This is a genomic window from Methanocaldococcus indicus (assembly GCF_049554935.1).
Lineage (GTDB): Archaea > AGJL01 > Methanococci > Methanococcales > Methanocaldococcaceae > Methanocaldococcus > Methanocaldococcus indicus.
In genome coordinates this window covers 318492-333329 of record NZ_CP186926.1, presented here as the reverse complement: position 1 = coordinate 333329, position 14838 = coordinate 318492, and the positions used below count along the sequence as shown (strand labels likewise).

13 protein-coding genes are annotated in these 14838 nt (G+C 26.7%); 5 read left to right on the top strand and 8 right to left on the bottom strand.

From position 1 onward, the window contains the following. Nucleotides 1-6 precede the first annotated feature (6 nt). The 8 genes from ACPB8Q_RS01955 to ACPB8Q_RS01920 all read right to left on the bottom strand — a co-directional run bounded on the left by ACPB8Q_RS01955 (nucleotide 7) and on the right by ACPB8Q_RS01920 (nucleotide 9326). A complete protein-coding gene (locus ACPB8Q_RS01955) occupies nucleotides 7-783 on the bottom strand; it encodes an ABC transporter ATP-binding protein (protein ID WP_423792992.1) in 777 nt (258 codons plus the stop codon). Between the two features lie 2 nt (nucleotides 784-785). Next, nucleotides 786-1766, bottom strand: coding sequence for an S-methyl-5-thioribose-1-phosphate isomerase (gene mtnA, locus ACPB8Q_RS01950; RefSeq protein ID WP_423792990.1), 981 nt, complete (start codon nucleotides 1764-1766; stop codon nucleotides 786-788). A 24-nt stretch (nucleotides 1767-1790) separates the two neighbouring features. After that, nucleotides 1791-2711: an EF-Tu/IF-2/RF-3 family GTPase gene (locus tag ACPB8Q_RS01945; RefSeq protein ID WP_423792989.1), complete on the bottom strand. Its 921-nt coding sequence runs from the start codon at nucleotides 2709-2711 to the stop codon at nucleotides 1791-1793. Continuing rightward, nucleotides 2699-3826 carry an oligosaccharide repeat unit polymerase gene (locus tag ACPB8Q_RS01940; RefSeq protein ID WP_423792988.1) on the bottom strand — a complete coding sequence of 376 codons (1128 nt, stop codon included), beginning with the start codon at nucleotides 3824-3826 and terminating at the stop codon, nucleotides 2699-2701. The genes ACPB8Q_RS01945 and ACPB8Q_RS01940 overlap by 13 nt, the downstream gene beginning before the upstream one ends. After that, nucleotides 3787-4818: an oligosaccharide repeat unit polymerase family protein gene (locus ACPB8Q_RS01935; RefSeq protein WP_423792987.1), complete on the bottom strand. Its 1032-nt coding sequence runs from the start codon at nucleotides 4816-4818 to the stop codon at nucleotides 3787-3789. The genes ACPB8Q_RS01940 and ACPB8Q_RS01935 overlap by 40 nt, the downstream gene beginning before the upstream one ends. Further along, complete coding sequence (locus ACPB8Q_RS01930) at nucleotides 4815-5564, bottom strand: TrmB family transcriptional regulator sugar-binding domain-containing protein (RefSeq protein WP_423792986.1); 750 nt, start codon at nucleotides 5562-5564, stop codon at nucleotides 4815-4817. Before ACPB8Q_RS01930 ends, ACPB8Q_RS01935 begins: the two co-directional genes overlap by 4 nt. Before the next feature lie 178 nt (nucleotides 5565-5742). After that, nucleotides 5743-6906 carry a class I SAM-dependent rRNA methyltransferase gene (locus ACPB8Q_RS01925; RefSeq protein ID WP_423792985.1) on the bottom strand — a complete coding sequence of 388 codons (1164 nt, stop codon included), beginning with the start codon at nucleotides 6904-6906 and terminating at the stop codon, nucleotides 5743-5745. A 14-nt stretch (nucleotides 6907-6920) separates the two neighbouring features. Further along, the gene (locus ACPB8Q_RS01920) at nucleotides 6921-9326 is read right to left on the bottom strand and encodes a plasma-membrane proton-efflux P-type ATPase (RefSeq protein ID WP_423792984.1); all 2406 of its coding nucleotides are present in this window, start codon (nucleotides 9324-9326) and stop codon (nucleotides 6921-6923) included. A gap of 174 nt (nucleotides 9327-9500) precedes the next feature. Between ACPB8Q_RS01920 and ACPB8Q_RS01915 the strand changes: the two genes are divergently transcribed. The 5 genes from ACPB8Q_RS01915 to csm3 all read left to right on the top strand — a co-directional run bounded on the left by ACPB8Q_RS01915 (nucleotide 9501) and on the right by csm3 (nucleotide 14838). After that, complete coding sequence (locus tag ACPB8Q_RS01915) at nucleotides 9501-10154, top strand: metal-dependent hydrolase (protein WP_423792983.1); 654 nt, start codon at nucleotides 9501-9503, stop codon at nucleotides 10152-10154. 20 nt (nucleotides 10155-10174) lie between these two features. Next, on the top strand, nucleotides 10175-10897 hold the full coding sequence (locus ACPB8Q_RS01910; protein ID WP_423792982.1) for a UPF0280 family protein: 723 nt from the start codon (nucleotides 10175-10177) through the stop codon (nucleotides 10895-10897). 64 nt (nucleotides 10898-10961) lie between these two features. Continuing rightward, entirely contained in the window at nucleotides 10962-13628 is a 2667-nt protein-coding gene (gene cas10, locus ACPB8Q_RS01905; protein ID WP_423792981.1) for a type III-A CRISPR-associated protein Cas10/Csm1, read from the top strand. Continuing rightward, nucleotides 13629-14030 (top strand): type III-A CRISPR-associated protein Csm2, encoded by a 402-nt coding sequence (gene csm2, locus ACPB8Q_RS01900; protein ID WP_423792980.1) that lies wholly within the window; start codon nucleotides 13629-13631, stop codon nucleotides 14028-14030. Nucleotides 14031-14046: 16 nt separating this feature from the next. After that, nucleotides 14047-14838: a type III-A CRISPR-associated RAMP protein Csm3 gene (gene csm3, locus ACPB8Q_RS01895; RefSeq protein ID WP_423792979.1), complete on the top strand. Its 792-nt coding sequence runs from the start codon at nucleotides 14047-14049 to the stop codon at nucleotides 14836-14838.

Here is a 14838-nt window from a genome sequence, read left to right as displayed (position 1 = left end):
CCACTTTTAATAAGTTTCTAAAAAAATATCCTCTAATGATTTTTTTATTTCATATTTAATAACCTTTTCAGGATAATTTTTTAATATATTTATTGCCTCTTCAATTGGCATCTCCTTTTTAACTATTTTATTATTTTCTAATATCTCAATATATACCTTATCTCTAAATTTAAGAGCACCATAATATATTGCTTTACCATTTTTTAGGATAAGAGCTCTATCACATATTTTATCCAAATATTCCAACCTATGTGAAGAGATTATTATAGCTTTATTATCCTTTTTTAGCTCAGTTAATACATCAATAAACAACTTAACATTAACTACATCTAAACCTGAAAATGGTTCATCTAAAATTAAAATATCTGGATTATGTATTAAAGAGATAATTAACTGAACTTTCTGCTGATTTCCTTTTGATAACTCTTTTATCTTATAATTTTTATATTTGGATATGTTAAATCTATTTAACCAATAATCTATTTTTTTATCTAAATTAGATACTTCTGCCAATTCACCAAAAAATTTTAACAATGAATAGACAGTTTCATTTTTATATAATCCTCTTTCCTCTGGAAGATACCCAGAGGTTCCATTTTTTATAACTCTCCCTTCAAAATCCTTTATTATTCCTGATAATATTCTTAATGTTGTTGTTTTTCCAGCTCCATTATGTCCAATAAGTGCAAATATTTCTCCCCTATAAACTTCAAAAGATAAATTATCTAAAACCTTTTTATCTCCAAAATACTTTGTTAGATTTTCAACTTTTACAGCCAACATACTTAATCAAACAAAGACATTATTTCCTTCTCATTAGGTTTTATAATTCCTTTTTCAGTTATTATTCCTGTTATTAAATTTGGTGGTGTCTTATCAAAAGCATAATTGTAGCATCTAACTCCTTCTGGAACTATTCTAACTCCATCAATATAAGCTACCTCTTTCTCATCCCTCTCCTCTATAACTATATCATCTTCTTTACTTTTTAAGTCAAAGGTTGATAATGGAGCTGCAACATAAAAGGGGATATTATGATACTTAGCTAAAATAGCTAAAGAATATGTTCCTATCTTATTATAGACAGTTCCATCTTTTAATATTCTATCTGTTCCAACAACTATCTTATCTACTTTCCCTAAACTCATTAAAAATCCTGCTGTATTATCTGTTATAACTCTAAAAGGAATATTTTCATATTTTAGTTCAAAAGCTGTTAATTTAGCCCCTTGTAATCTTGGTCTTGTCTCATCAACAATAACAAATATATTTTTTCCATTGTAGTGTGCAAACCTTATAACACTCAAAGCTGTTCCATACATTGATGTTGCCAATGCCCCTGCATTACAATGAGTTAAAATATTATCTCCATCATCAATAATTTTCTCTCCAATTTTTCCAATCTTTTTATTTGTTTCTATATCTTCTTTGTGTATTTTTTTAGCTTCATCTAAAATATTTTTGCCTTCTTTATAAGCTTTTAAACATCTATCCAAAGCCCAAAATAGATTAACTGCTGTTGGTCTTGTATTTTTTAAAGTTTCATAAGCTTTATAAATATTATCTCCATAAATCTCTGCCAAAGCTAAACCATATCCTGCTGAGATTCCAATAGCTGGAGCTCCTCTTACAACCATCTCCTTAATAGCATAGGCAACATCCTTATAACTCCTACATATAAAATACTCTAACTTATGAGGTAGTTTTCTCTGGTCAATTAATATAAGTTCTTTTTTTTCATCATCCCATTCTATTGGTTTTAGCAAATTCTCTCCCCTTTTTACAAATTTTTATAAATTTCCAACTCCAACAATTCTAATTTTTGCACTACCATCAACTAAACAAAGTTTTTCATCATCATAAACTATTGGATTATTTAGTTTTAGAGTTATCTCATTGTTATTAACTTTCTCTACCTTACAAGCAACATTTTGTAAGCCAACAATTAAATTGTAAGTTTCATTTTCTTTAATTTTTTTATCTAAGAATGGATTTAGCTCAAACTTAGCAGTTATCTCACTATATGTTTTTAATTCTTTGTCAGATAATATATAACCTCTATCCAACTCCTCAGTATCAACCCCTTTTAAGGCTATTCCTACTCTATCTCCCGCTTTTGCTTCTTTATAATTAACATCATTTATTTGGATACTTTTTATTAAAGCCTCTTTTTTTATAGGATAAACATTTAACTTATCATAAACATTAACAATACCTTTATCTACCTTCCCTAAAATAACAGTTCCAACACTCTTAACAGTAAAGTAGTGGTCTATTGTTATTTTTTTGTATGACAAATCTCTCTCAATCTTTAAATCTTTTATATATTCTCTAATTTTAATAAAATCTTTCTCTAATATTTCAAAATTTTTTAATGATGTGTTTTTAATAATCTCTTTTAAAAAATCAACATCTACATACTCATGAACTACAAAAGCCCCTCTATCTATGTTGAACATATCCAAAGTTAAGAAAGTCTCTCCTAAATCTTTACTTACATCATCAACAAACACTAATGCATAGTCCATCATATTTATTGTATAAATTAGAGGAGCTATCTTATCTGGATATCTTTTTGGTTCAACATAACTCACCAACTTATCTCCAACCTTATAATGATAAATTGCTATATCTGATTCTGTCCCTTTTTTACCTAACTCTCTTCCTACACCATCTAAATGTCCAAACAGTCCAATAGTTAGTCCTTCCATATTTTATCCTCTTTTACTATTGTTGATGCTAAAACCATTAAGAATAAGGTTACTAAAAAACCAAAATTTATACCAATGTCACAATAAGCCAACAATAAAGAGGCATATATTGCATATATCTTTTTGTCTCCATAGTATAAAATCTTTGATAAGTAACCAATAATAAAAGCTAATACAACTCCAAAGATATTAAAATCCAAATATACAGTTCCAAACATTGTAGTAGTTAAATTTGCTTTATAGTTATATAATAGCTCACCAACAAATCTCTCTCCATTAGGTGTAAATAAAATTTTTCCTAAGGTAATAATGTTAGAATTAATTATTTTAGAAAATACATATAAGTCAAAATATGCTCTATAACTTAAAAATTCTATTGGAGATATTTTCCACATCTGAGGAGAAACTTTTATAATAATATATCCCATAATATTCATAACTATAAATAATAGAATTAATGAGATAAAAATAACTCTTAGGTTGTTTTTGTAGTTGTAATAGATATATGAAAAAACTAACAATAAAACACCTATTTTATAACCTAAGAGGACTAATAACATAAAGCTAACAACAGCTCTAAATTTATTGTTTAATGAGCCATAAATTAATCCTCCCATAGCAATTAATCTTAAAGGTTCTGTGTTTATAGCCATTCTTATAGAATAATCAAAAAGAGGAATTCCTCCATATTTATTAATTAAAATTATAAATGAAGTAAATCCCAAAAAGAACATAAAATTTGTAAATATCTCAGAATCCTTGAGATTTTTGTATAGATAGATAACAACAAATAAAAAGACTGAATATACAAATGATAAAATTAAGGAGTTTGTTGAATAAAAAGCTCCATAAAATGAGAGAACAAATAAAATTGTAGATATTATATAAATAAATATTTTGTTTTTTTCTATTTTAAAGTTATACTTATGAGGTAGATAAAAAAAGAAAATAAAAATAGAGATAATAATTAACATCTTTACTATATTAATAAATCCTAATTTATGATAATAAGGGATAGCCAATAAAAAAATAGCCAAATGCCCAAAAATAACTATATTATATGGCTTAAAGAACTCTATCTTTTTAATTTGCTCTTTAAGGTTACATATAGACATAAAAACCCACCAACTAAAAAGTATAGAATAACATCAAAATCCAAAATTCCACTTTCTACACCAACCAATAGGTATGATGAAACAATTGCAAATATTCCTAAATAAATGCATTTTAAATTTTTAGCAATTTTATAGAAGTATCCTAAATATATTCCTAATATTCCAAAATATGGAAAAATAGCCAAAGTTCCATAATCTCCTATAACAGCTCCTACAATTGTGGGAGTTATAGTAACTCCTTTTATTCCCAAATACATTGCTATTGCAGCTCTTGGACTAATCATTGGCATTAAATAGGAATAGATAGCAGAATACAAAAGATATCCACTAAAAGCACCATTGTAGTAATTATAAATAATATCATAAACTGACATAGTTAAAGAAATTCTTGATGTTATTGGATTGCCCCAAACTCCTAAAACTAAGAATCTCAATATTGATAATCCTAAAATAATGAAAAATATAATTCCAAACAGTAAAATAATCTCTCTATTGTTTATTTTATTTTTGTAGTATAAAATTAAAGTTGAAGAAATCAATAACACAAAAACAGAAGTTCTATATCCTAAAAGCATTACAAAAATAGAAAAAACTAATGTATATATTATTGCTCTTTTTTTATCTATATCTAAGGAAGATAAAACAATAGCCCAACCAACTATAAAAAATCTTGACAACATTGTTAAAGGAACACTTAGAAATCTTCTAACTTCTGGATAAAATAGAGGAATATCTCTAACCCAAATTAAATCTCCAACAGTTGCTAAAAACCCAATAACCATTAAAATAATTCCAATATAGTAATGTTTTTTACAATCTCTATAAAATAAATTAATATTGTTTATTTTCTTTCCTATATTGTAAGAGATGTAAAAGATAATTCCTGATAGTAAAAACACAATTCCAGCAAAAAATGATATTTTTGAGAAAATTATATAGATACAGCATAAAATTAAAAATAGATGATGTATCTCTACCTTATCTGTCTTCATAATGTTATTACCTCATTATCCAAATGTTTTGGTATTTTATCTACAACAATATATACTTTTAATTCAGAGGTAACTATTTTCTTTGGTTTTAATATACTATCTAACTTTTCCATAGTTCCTAAATATAATTTATTGCTTAGAATTGTCCCATTTTCAACATAGAATATATTTAATCCTCTATTTATATCAACATATAATTTGTTGTTTATTTGTTGTCTTTCACTTGGTGTATATGTTTTACTATCTACTCCAAAACTACCTATTAAATAAATTGTTCTAATATTGTATTTTTTATACTTGTTAGAGATATTTAAAATTTTTATATATATATCTTTAAAATTATTTGCCTCTATTGGTTTAACTTTCTCAATAATTATTGCTTTCCCAATAGGAATAAGTTTTATTTTTTTTGCTGCAATATCTTCCTTATAAGCTAATTCTCCCCCTATTGTTATTATTGAGTTGTTGTATATTGCATGTAATGTTCCTCCATGAGCTTTAACTATCTCAACAGTCCCATTAAATGGTTTTCCTCCTCTAAAATGTCCTTCAATATAAGCTTTTAATGGAAATCCCTTATTTAGAATGTTATTAGCTACCCAGGCACATTTATACATCTCAGTGCCATCAAAAGTATATTTATTTTCATTTTTTATTAAAAAGTTGTAACCTAACGATAGTGTAGCAACAACAATACATAAAATAACAATAATCTCCACTAAATTCAATTTTTTTAATATTTTCATATTTCCACCAGTAAATGAAAATTATATATATTCTAAATAAAAATATTTATATAGTCCCCAACTGCCGAGCCCCGTTGAGCTTATCTATTTAGTTGCGAGGATACGGGGTTCGATGTTGGGGATACAGAGAGGCCAATTGGGCGGGCGGTAAGATGAGAGCTAAGCTCAATGAATATGACTACCGCTCAGCTTGGCCTCTCACATAGCTAAATATACATTTAAGATATTCTAAATTTTTGTTTGCTAATGTTATTGGATGGTCATAAGCTTGTCCTTTGTAATCTATTAAGATAAGCTCTTTTTTAGCTCTAAAAGCTGATGAAAAGACAGTTTTTTTAAATAATTCTCTATCAACATGATGAGAACAGGAACAAGTAACAAAAATTCTATTTGCTAATTTTAATCCTAAGTAATTTAATGAAGAATAACCTTTTAAAGCATTTTTAAGAGATTTTTTAGATTGGGCAAAGGCAGGAGGGTCTAAGATAACGGTATCAAAGGATATATTATCATTTAAGAAAGATTCCATAACTTCAAAGGCATTACCTTCAATAAATTCATAACTGTCTTTTGGGATTTTGTTAAGTTCCATATTTTCCTCAGCAACTTTTAAAGCTTTTTTAGATAAATCTACTCCAACAACATAACCTCCTCTTAAAGCTGCATGGACAGAGAATCCTCCTGTATAACAACAGACATCTAAAACTCTATCCCCCTCTTTTACAAATCTCTCTAAAAATAGCCTATTCTCCCTCTGGTCTAAAAAAAAGCCTGTCTTATGCCCTTTCACATTAACTATAAATTTTGCTTCCCCCTCTGTTATTATTGTCTCTTTTTTGCTTTTATCTCCAAAAACTTTCTCTTTTACTTTTTCTCCTTTTTTTCCACTCTTTATATAAATTGTTTCTAAGTCTGAAAGCTCAAAAAGAATATCAACAATATCCTTTAAATACTCTCTTTCAATAAGCTTAGACATCAATTGCATAGCTCCAAGTTCATTGTATTTATCAAAAATTATATTTGGTAAAAAATCAGCCTCTGCATAAATCCATCTATATGTATTTTTATATTTTATTATATCTTCCCTATATTTTTTAGCTTCTAATATCCTTTTATAGAAAAAGTTGTAGTCAATATCTTCATCCTTTATAGTTAATATTTTAATAATAACTGAGTTAGGGTTATATAATGCCTTAGCAACAAATCTATTTTTATATGTTAAAACAACTATTTCTTCTTTTTTTGGCAAATCTTCTTTATTTTTTATAGCTTTTGTATAAATCAACCTTGAAAAATTTTTTATTGAATCATAAGCTTTTTTATCTATCTCCAACTTAATCATATTTAATCCTCATTTTATAAGCTTTTTAATCTTTTTAGTAGCCAAATTTTTATTTCATCATTTATTAACATCCATATATGTGCATAAATCCACATAAATAAAGCTAATCCCCAACCAATAGAGGCCATAAATATACCTTCTGCTGAGACTATTGTTCCAATGATATTAGTTCCCATTATTCCCCAAAATAATAAGCTATTAGGATATGGTTTTTTCCATAATCTATCTTTTATTCTTGTTACAAATATTGTTGAGTGTCCTTCTATAATTAATTTTAGAAATACAAAGCTTTGGAGTTCTGGAATTGTTAAATGGAGAAATCTAAATGCCATATAAAATATAATAAATGAGCTAACAACTCCACTAAATCCTAATACAGTAGATAGTGTTAAAAGTTCTTTCATATTCCAAGATACTGGAAGTTTAGGTTCTACAACATTATCATAAGCAATAGCTAATATAGGAATATCATTTAATATAGCTAATAAGACAATCATTAATGCAGTTATTGGATATATTCCTAATAATAATATACACAATTCAACAAAAAACAACACTCTTATAGTTTCTGCAATTCTATATAAAATATAACTTTCCATCCTTCTAAATATTCTTCTTGCTTCTCTAATTGCATCAACTATAACAGAAAGTCCAGGAGATAATAAAACTATATCAGCTGCTGCTCTTGCTGCATCTGTTGCATTAGATACCGCTATCCCACAATCAGCTTTTTTTAAAGCAGGAGCATCATTAACTCCATCCCCAGTCATGGCAACAAAATGTCCTTTTTCTTGGAGAGACTTTACAATTTCATATTTATGTTCAGGAAATACTTCTGCAAATCCATCAGATTTTTCAATCATATCAATGAATTCTTCTTTTTTAATTTTGTTATTTTTAAGTTTTTCTATCAATTCTCTAATAGATATTATTTTATCTCCAATATTTAACATCCTTGCTATATTCTTGGCTATGGCAATATGGTCTCCTGTTACCATCTTTATATTAACTCCAAGCTCTTTAATTTTTTTAACAGCTAATGGTGCATCTTCTCTTGGAGGGTCATACAATGGAATTATTCCAACAAAATGCCATTTATTGTTTTTATATACTGCAACACCTAAAGCTCTATAACCATTTTCAGCTAATTTTTCAACAATCTCTTCAACTTTCTTTTTTAGTTCATTGTCAGCATTGCATAACTCTAAGATAACTTGTGGTGCTCCTTTTGAAACTTTAAACTCTTCATCATTACTAACTTCTGCTTCAGTTCTTTTAATAACTGGGTCAAAAGGAATAAATTTTTTAATTTTGTATTTTTTAATTTTATCAATTAAATTGAGTTTTTTTGCTTCATTTATTATAGCTAAATCTATTGCATCATTATCTTCTTCTTTTGATGCAAGAGCTGCATATAATATAACATCTTCTTTTGTAAAGTTATTTAAAGCTACAATATCTCCACAAACTAACTGATTTTTAGTTAATGTTCCTGTTTTGTCTGAGCAAAGAATATCTACTCCTGCAAGTTCTTCAATTGCTACAAGCTTTTTAACAATAGCATTTTTTTTAGCTAAGTTTAAGGCTCCAATAGCCATAGTTACTGACAAAACTGCTGGTAATGCAGCAGGAATTGCTGATACAGCCAATATTAAAGCAAACTGTGTAGTTTCTATTAAATCTTTACCTCTTAGTATTTCAACAATTACCATAATAGCAATTAGTGCAATAGCTAAAATAATTAAAAAATTTCCAATTTTAATGACCATTTTTTGATAAGAACTAACATCTTTGGTTTTTTCTACAAGTTGGACAGTTTTACCAAAATATGTATTTAATCCAGTAGCTTTAACAATTCCAATCATTTCTCCTTTTTTGACAATTGAACCAGAATATGCAATATCTCCAACCTTTTTTTCAACTGGTAAGCTTTCTCCTGTTAGGGCAGATTCATCAACTACTAAATACTCCCCTTTTATTAATATAATATCTGCTGGGACTATATCTCCTATTTTAACCTTCACAATATCTCCAACAACTAACTCTCTTGCAGGTATCTCTTTCCATTTACCTTCTCTTAATACTTTTGCATTTAAAGCCATTTTTTGCTTTAAAAATTCAATAACATTTTCAGCTTTATGTTCTTCCCAAAATCCTACTAATCCATTCATTAAAAGTAAAGTCATAATTATAATAAAATCTATCCAATGTTTGATAATAATTGATAAAATAGCTGCTAATTCAATCATCCAAGCAATTGGATTCCAAAAATAAGATAAAAATTTAATAATTGGATTTACTTTCTTTTCTGGAATCTCATTATAGCCATATTTTTTTAATCTTTCTTCAACTTCCTTTAAACTTAAACCAGTCTCTATATTAGTATTATACTCTTTTTCAAGCTCTTTAATATTAATCATAAAAATCACAAAAAGAACAATACTAATATTATTGTTTGTAATGTTATGGTATTTAAATATTTCATCCGTATATATAAAAAAATAAAAATAAAAATTTGTTCAAACGATATTAAGAGATAAATAAAAATAAATAATAATTTTGTTAATATTATTATTTAGAAGGGAGGTGAAAAAATGATTACATGGTATGGACATGCATGCTTTAAAATAGATAATGTCTTGATTGACCCATTTGTTCCAAATCCTTTGTGTAATTTGCCAATTGAAGAGATTATGGAAGGAGTAGATGTAATAGCTGTTACACATGGACATGGAGACCATTTAGGTAATGCTGAACAATTGGCAAAAGAGTTTAATGTTCCAGTTGTATGTATCTATGAGATTTATCAATATCTAACAGAGAGAGGAGTTAATGCAATTGATATGAATATAGGAGGCTCTATAATAGTCAATAATGCAAAATTAACTATGGTTAAGGCAGAGCATTCAGCTGATATTTCACCAACAATAAGTGGAGGAGTAGCTGTTGGATATATAGTTAATGATAGAGTATATCATGCAGGAGATACTGCTTTATTTGGGGATATGGAATTAATAGGAGATTTATATGCTCCTAAGGTAGCTCTTCTACCAATAGGTGGAAGATATACAATGGGAATTGATGAGGCAGTTATAGCAACTGAACTAATATATCCTGAGGTTGTTATTCCAATGCATTATAACACATTCCCAGCAATTGAAGTAGATGTTAATGAATTTATTAAAAAAGTTGAGCCTTTAGGAGTAGATGTTGTAATTCCAGAGATAGGAGTTCCTTTAGATCTATAAAATTTCTTTTTTTGATAACTATGAAGAAATATAAAAAAAGATTTTCAATTAAAGAAACCAACATTAATATAATTTTAGACAATCCTAAATATTTTAAATTAGCAAAAGAGATAATTTTAGATTGTAGAGCTAAGATTGAGAGATTTATTTTAGAACATCCTTATTTTTTATCATCTTTAGAGCCAATTGATATAGAGAGTGATGATGAAATTATTAATTTAATGCTCTCCTCTGCTTTTAAAGCAAATACTGGACCTATGGCATCTGTTGCAGGAGCAATTTCTGAAATGGTTGTTAAAAAAATAGATACTAATTTTATTATTGCTGAAAATGGTGGAGATATAGCTTTAAGAGGTAAAGATGTCATTGTTGCTCTCTATTCTGGAAATTCTAAAATTAGTGGGGAGATTGCATTTAGAATAAAAAATAAAAAAATTTATGGTGTAGCAACATCCTCAGCTAAAATAGGACATTCTATAAGCTTTGGATATGCTGATTCAGTAACAGTTTTTGCAAAAAGTGCAGCATTAGCAGATGCAGCAGCAACTGCAATCTGTAATTATACAATTGGTAAAAATAAGGAAGAAATGATAAATAAAGCTTTGGAGAGAGCAGATGATATTGAAGGAATAGATGGAGTTTTTATTGTTATAGATGATTTAGTGGGAATAAAAGGAAAAATTCCAGAGTTAGTAAAGGTTGATAAAAAAATAACCTTTGGAGAGCTATTTGATATTTATTAATTTATTTAATAGTAAAATATTTATATTTTCATTATAATATTATTTGTTGTATAGGTGGAGATATATGGATGAATATAAAGCTTTACAAATTGGAGCTCTTTTACATGATATTGGTAAATTTGTTCAAAGAGCTAAAAATATAAGAAAAAAGCATCATTGGGAAATAGGATATGAATTTTTAAAAGATAAATTTGAAGAAGGATTTTTGAAAGATTTAACTGATGAAGAAAAAAATTTAATTTTAGATATTGTAAAAAATCATCATAATGACTCCAAAAAAACAGGATTAATTGGTATAGTTAGATTAGCAGATTGGTTAAGTAGTGGGGAAAGAGAGAAACCACCAAATGAAAGTGATGAAAATCTTGAAAGTATTGAAAATAAAGAATATCAGGCATTATTGTCCATATTTGAGAGTGTTATGATACTTAAAGAACTTGAAGAAGATTTAAAAACAAATGATTTATCATCTTACTATTATGAAATCTATAAAAATGGATTTAAATATGATTTAAAACCTTTGAATATAAAAGATGCTATATTTACAAACAAACCATATCCAAATATTGATTATAGTGAATATTTAACTAACTTTGAAAAAGAACTAAGTCAATTTTTTAAAGAAGATGTTACTTTTGAAGAGTTGTTACAATTAATTCAACAATATTTTTGGTGTATTCCATCAGCAACTCTTTGGATATCAAAAGATGAGCTAAAAGGTTCTATCCCAGATGTCTCTTTATATGACCATTCTAAAATAACATGTGCAATAGCTTGCTGTTTATATAGATTATATAAAAATAAAAGAATAACTGATGAAGATATTAAAAAATATTTAAATGGTAAAAATTGGGAAGATAAATGGGAAGATAAAATTTTTTCATTAATTCATGGAGATATATCAGGAATTCAAGATTTTATTTTTAGTATAGTGTCAAAAGGAGCCACTAAGTCATTAAAAGGTAGAAGCTTTTTCTTAGATTTTCTAACTGAATATTTTGCTAAATATATTTGTAAAGAGTTGAATTTGTCTATATCTAATATTATCTTTTGTGGAGGAGGACATTTCTATATTTTAAGCTATAAAATAGATGATGAAGGAATAAATGAATTTGAACAAGAGATAAATGACATTTTATTTGAGATGTTTAAAAATAAACTTTATTTAAATTTAGCTAAGGTAGATGTATCTTTAAATGATTTTAAAAACTTTTCAAATAAATGGAAAGAGGTATCTGATGAAACTATCAAAAAGAAACTAAAAAGATTTAGTTATAAATTAAAAGAAATATTTGAACCAATAGATAAAGGTTATGAAGATAGATGTAGTATTTGTAAAAAAGAACTTAAAGATAAAGAAAATAGCTACTATTTAGAAGGTCATAGAGAAATTTGTGAATATTGTGCGTCTTTTATAGCATTAACAGATATACTTAAACAATCTAATAATGAAATAGATTTCACAAAGAAATTTAAAACAACAGTTAAAAAAGCTAAAAATAAAGATACTAATAAATTTGAAGAATTTAGCTTTAAAGAACTACCAATAATAAGTGAATTAGATAAAACATTTAAATTATTAGATAATAAAGAGTATTTCTTAGATAAATATTATCTTCCAGATAACAATGGAGAGCTTGTAATTCCATACAAAATATGGTGTATTGCATTCCCAACTGAAAATGGTGAAAATGAAAAAATAAAAATTAAAGATTTTAGCATTTTAGGTGAGCAGGCAAAAGAAAGAACAGGAACAAATAAAATAGCAACTTTAAAAATGGATGTTGATAACTTAGGAGTTATTTTTACACAAGGATTTGGAATAAATACAAGATATGCAAGTTTATCAAGAATAAGCACACTTAGTTTTTTCTTAACTTTATTCTTTACAGGATATATTCCATATCTAATCAAAACAAAATATAAAGATGATGTCTATTTAGTTTATGCAGGTGGGGATGATACACTAATAAGTGGAGCTTGGGACAAAGTTTGGGAATTAGCAAAGGAGATAAGAAAAAAATTTAAAGAATTTGTGTGCTACAACCCATTTATAACACTAAGTGCTGGAATTATTTTAACAAATCCTAAATTTGAGTATAAAAAAACTGTTAATTTAGCAGAAGAAGAGTTAGAAAAAAGTAAAGAAAATATTATTTATGAAAATAAAGACAAAAATATAAAATTGGAGAAGAATTCTTTAACAATATTTGGATGTCCAATGAATTGGGATTTAGAAGTTTATTATGATGAGAACTTTTGGGAAAAGTTCAATAAAATTAAAGAAGTAAATAATAACATCTTAGACAAATACTATAAAGATATCTTAGATTTTGTAAAATACAATGACACTAACCTAATTAAAAAATACAATGAAGATATATTGGAGGAAAAATTTGAAAATGCTATTAAGAAAACTGAGAAAAAAAGAATATTACATATTGCTCAAATTGTTGGTTTAAGATTGGAGAATGTTGTTAAAGAAAATAATAAAGAAATAATTGTAAATATTCCATACTATTGGAGAATTCTCTACTATCTACATAGGAACTATAAAGACAATAAAACTAATGAGCTAAATAAAGATGTCAAGTTTTTAAAAGAATATATAAAAGAAAAAACTAAGAAAGTTATATTTAGCAAGTTAGAACCTGAAAAGAAAATAAATCTAAACTTTAATGACTTAAAAGTATCTGCCAAAATTGTAGAACTTAGAAATAGAGGTGGTTAAATGCCAAATATTGGAAAATGTATCTTGAGTGATAATGAAATCAAAGAAATTCTTAATATAAACAAAGATAATGCAAATAAAATAATAGAAATTGCAGAAAGATTGGCAAAAGAGTATGAACAAATATCAGCATCAAAATTTAGAGAATTTTATGACTATGTATTAAAGATTGATGAAAAAGATGATAATTGGTATATGAAGTTAGTTCTTCTAAAACCAAAATTGGCATATACTTATGGAAAAGAGACTAATAGAAATAAAAAAGAAGCTTTAGAAAAATTAACAGGAACTTTTAGTAAAATTATTGATGAAATTAATCAAGATATAAATAAATTCAAAAGTTTTAAGACATTCTTTGAGGCAGTTGTTGCTTATCACAAGATTTATGCTAAATCACAATAAAAAAGAGGGATAATAAATGGCTGAAAATCAACAAACTTTAAAAGGAAAACTCATATTAGAAGGAAAAATTAGGTTATTAACTGGAATGCACATTGGTGGAACAAAAGAAACTTTAAAAATTGGAGGTACTGACAACCCTGTTATAAAAGATAAATTCGACAATGTTTTAATTCCTGGAAGTTCTCTCAAAGGAAAAATTAGAGCTTTATTAGAAAAAGTATATGGAACTTATAAAAGAGACGAAAATAATAAAAAAGAAAAAAAACCTAAAAATGATGGAAAACCATGTGAATGTGGATTATGTGAAATATGTAAATTATTTGGACCTCATCAATCTAACAATATAGAAGATCCTGTTAGAGTAATTGTTAGAGATGCCTATTTAGAGCCAGATGAAGGTAAAAATCATTATGACTATTTAGAAATAAAAGTAGAGAATACAATAGACAGAATAAAAGGAACAACAGTTAAAGGAGGAGTTAGAAATACAGAGAGGGTTGTAGCTGGAAGTAAATTTAAATTTGAAATTGTTTTTAACATCTATAATGAAAATGATATAGAACTAATTAAAAAATTTATTGAAGGTATGAAGTTGTTAGAAGATGACTACTTAGGTGGTAGTGGAAGTAGAGGTTATGGTAAAATTAAATTTGAAGAAATGAAATGGATAAATAAACCAAGAGAGTATTATGAAGGTAAAGAAACTATTAAAGACTCGAAAGTTGTTAATGATTTAGATGAACTATTAAATGAATTATTAGATAATAAAGATAAAGATAATATGATTTGGACATACTCTAAACAATAA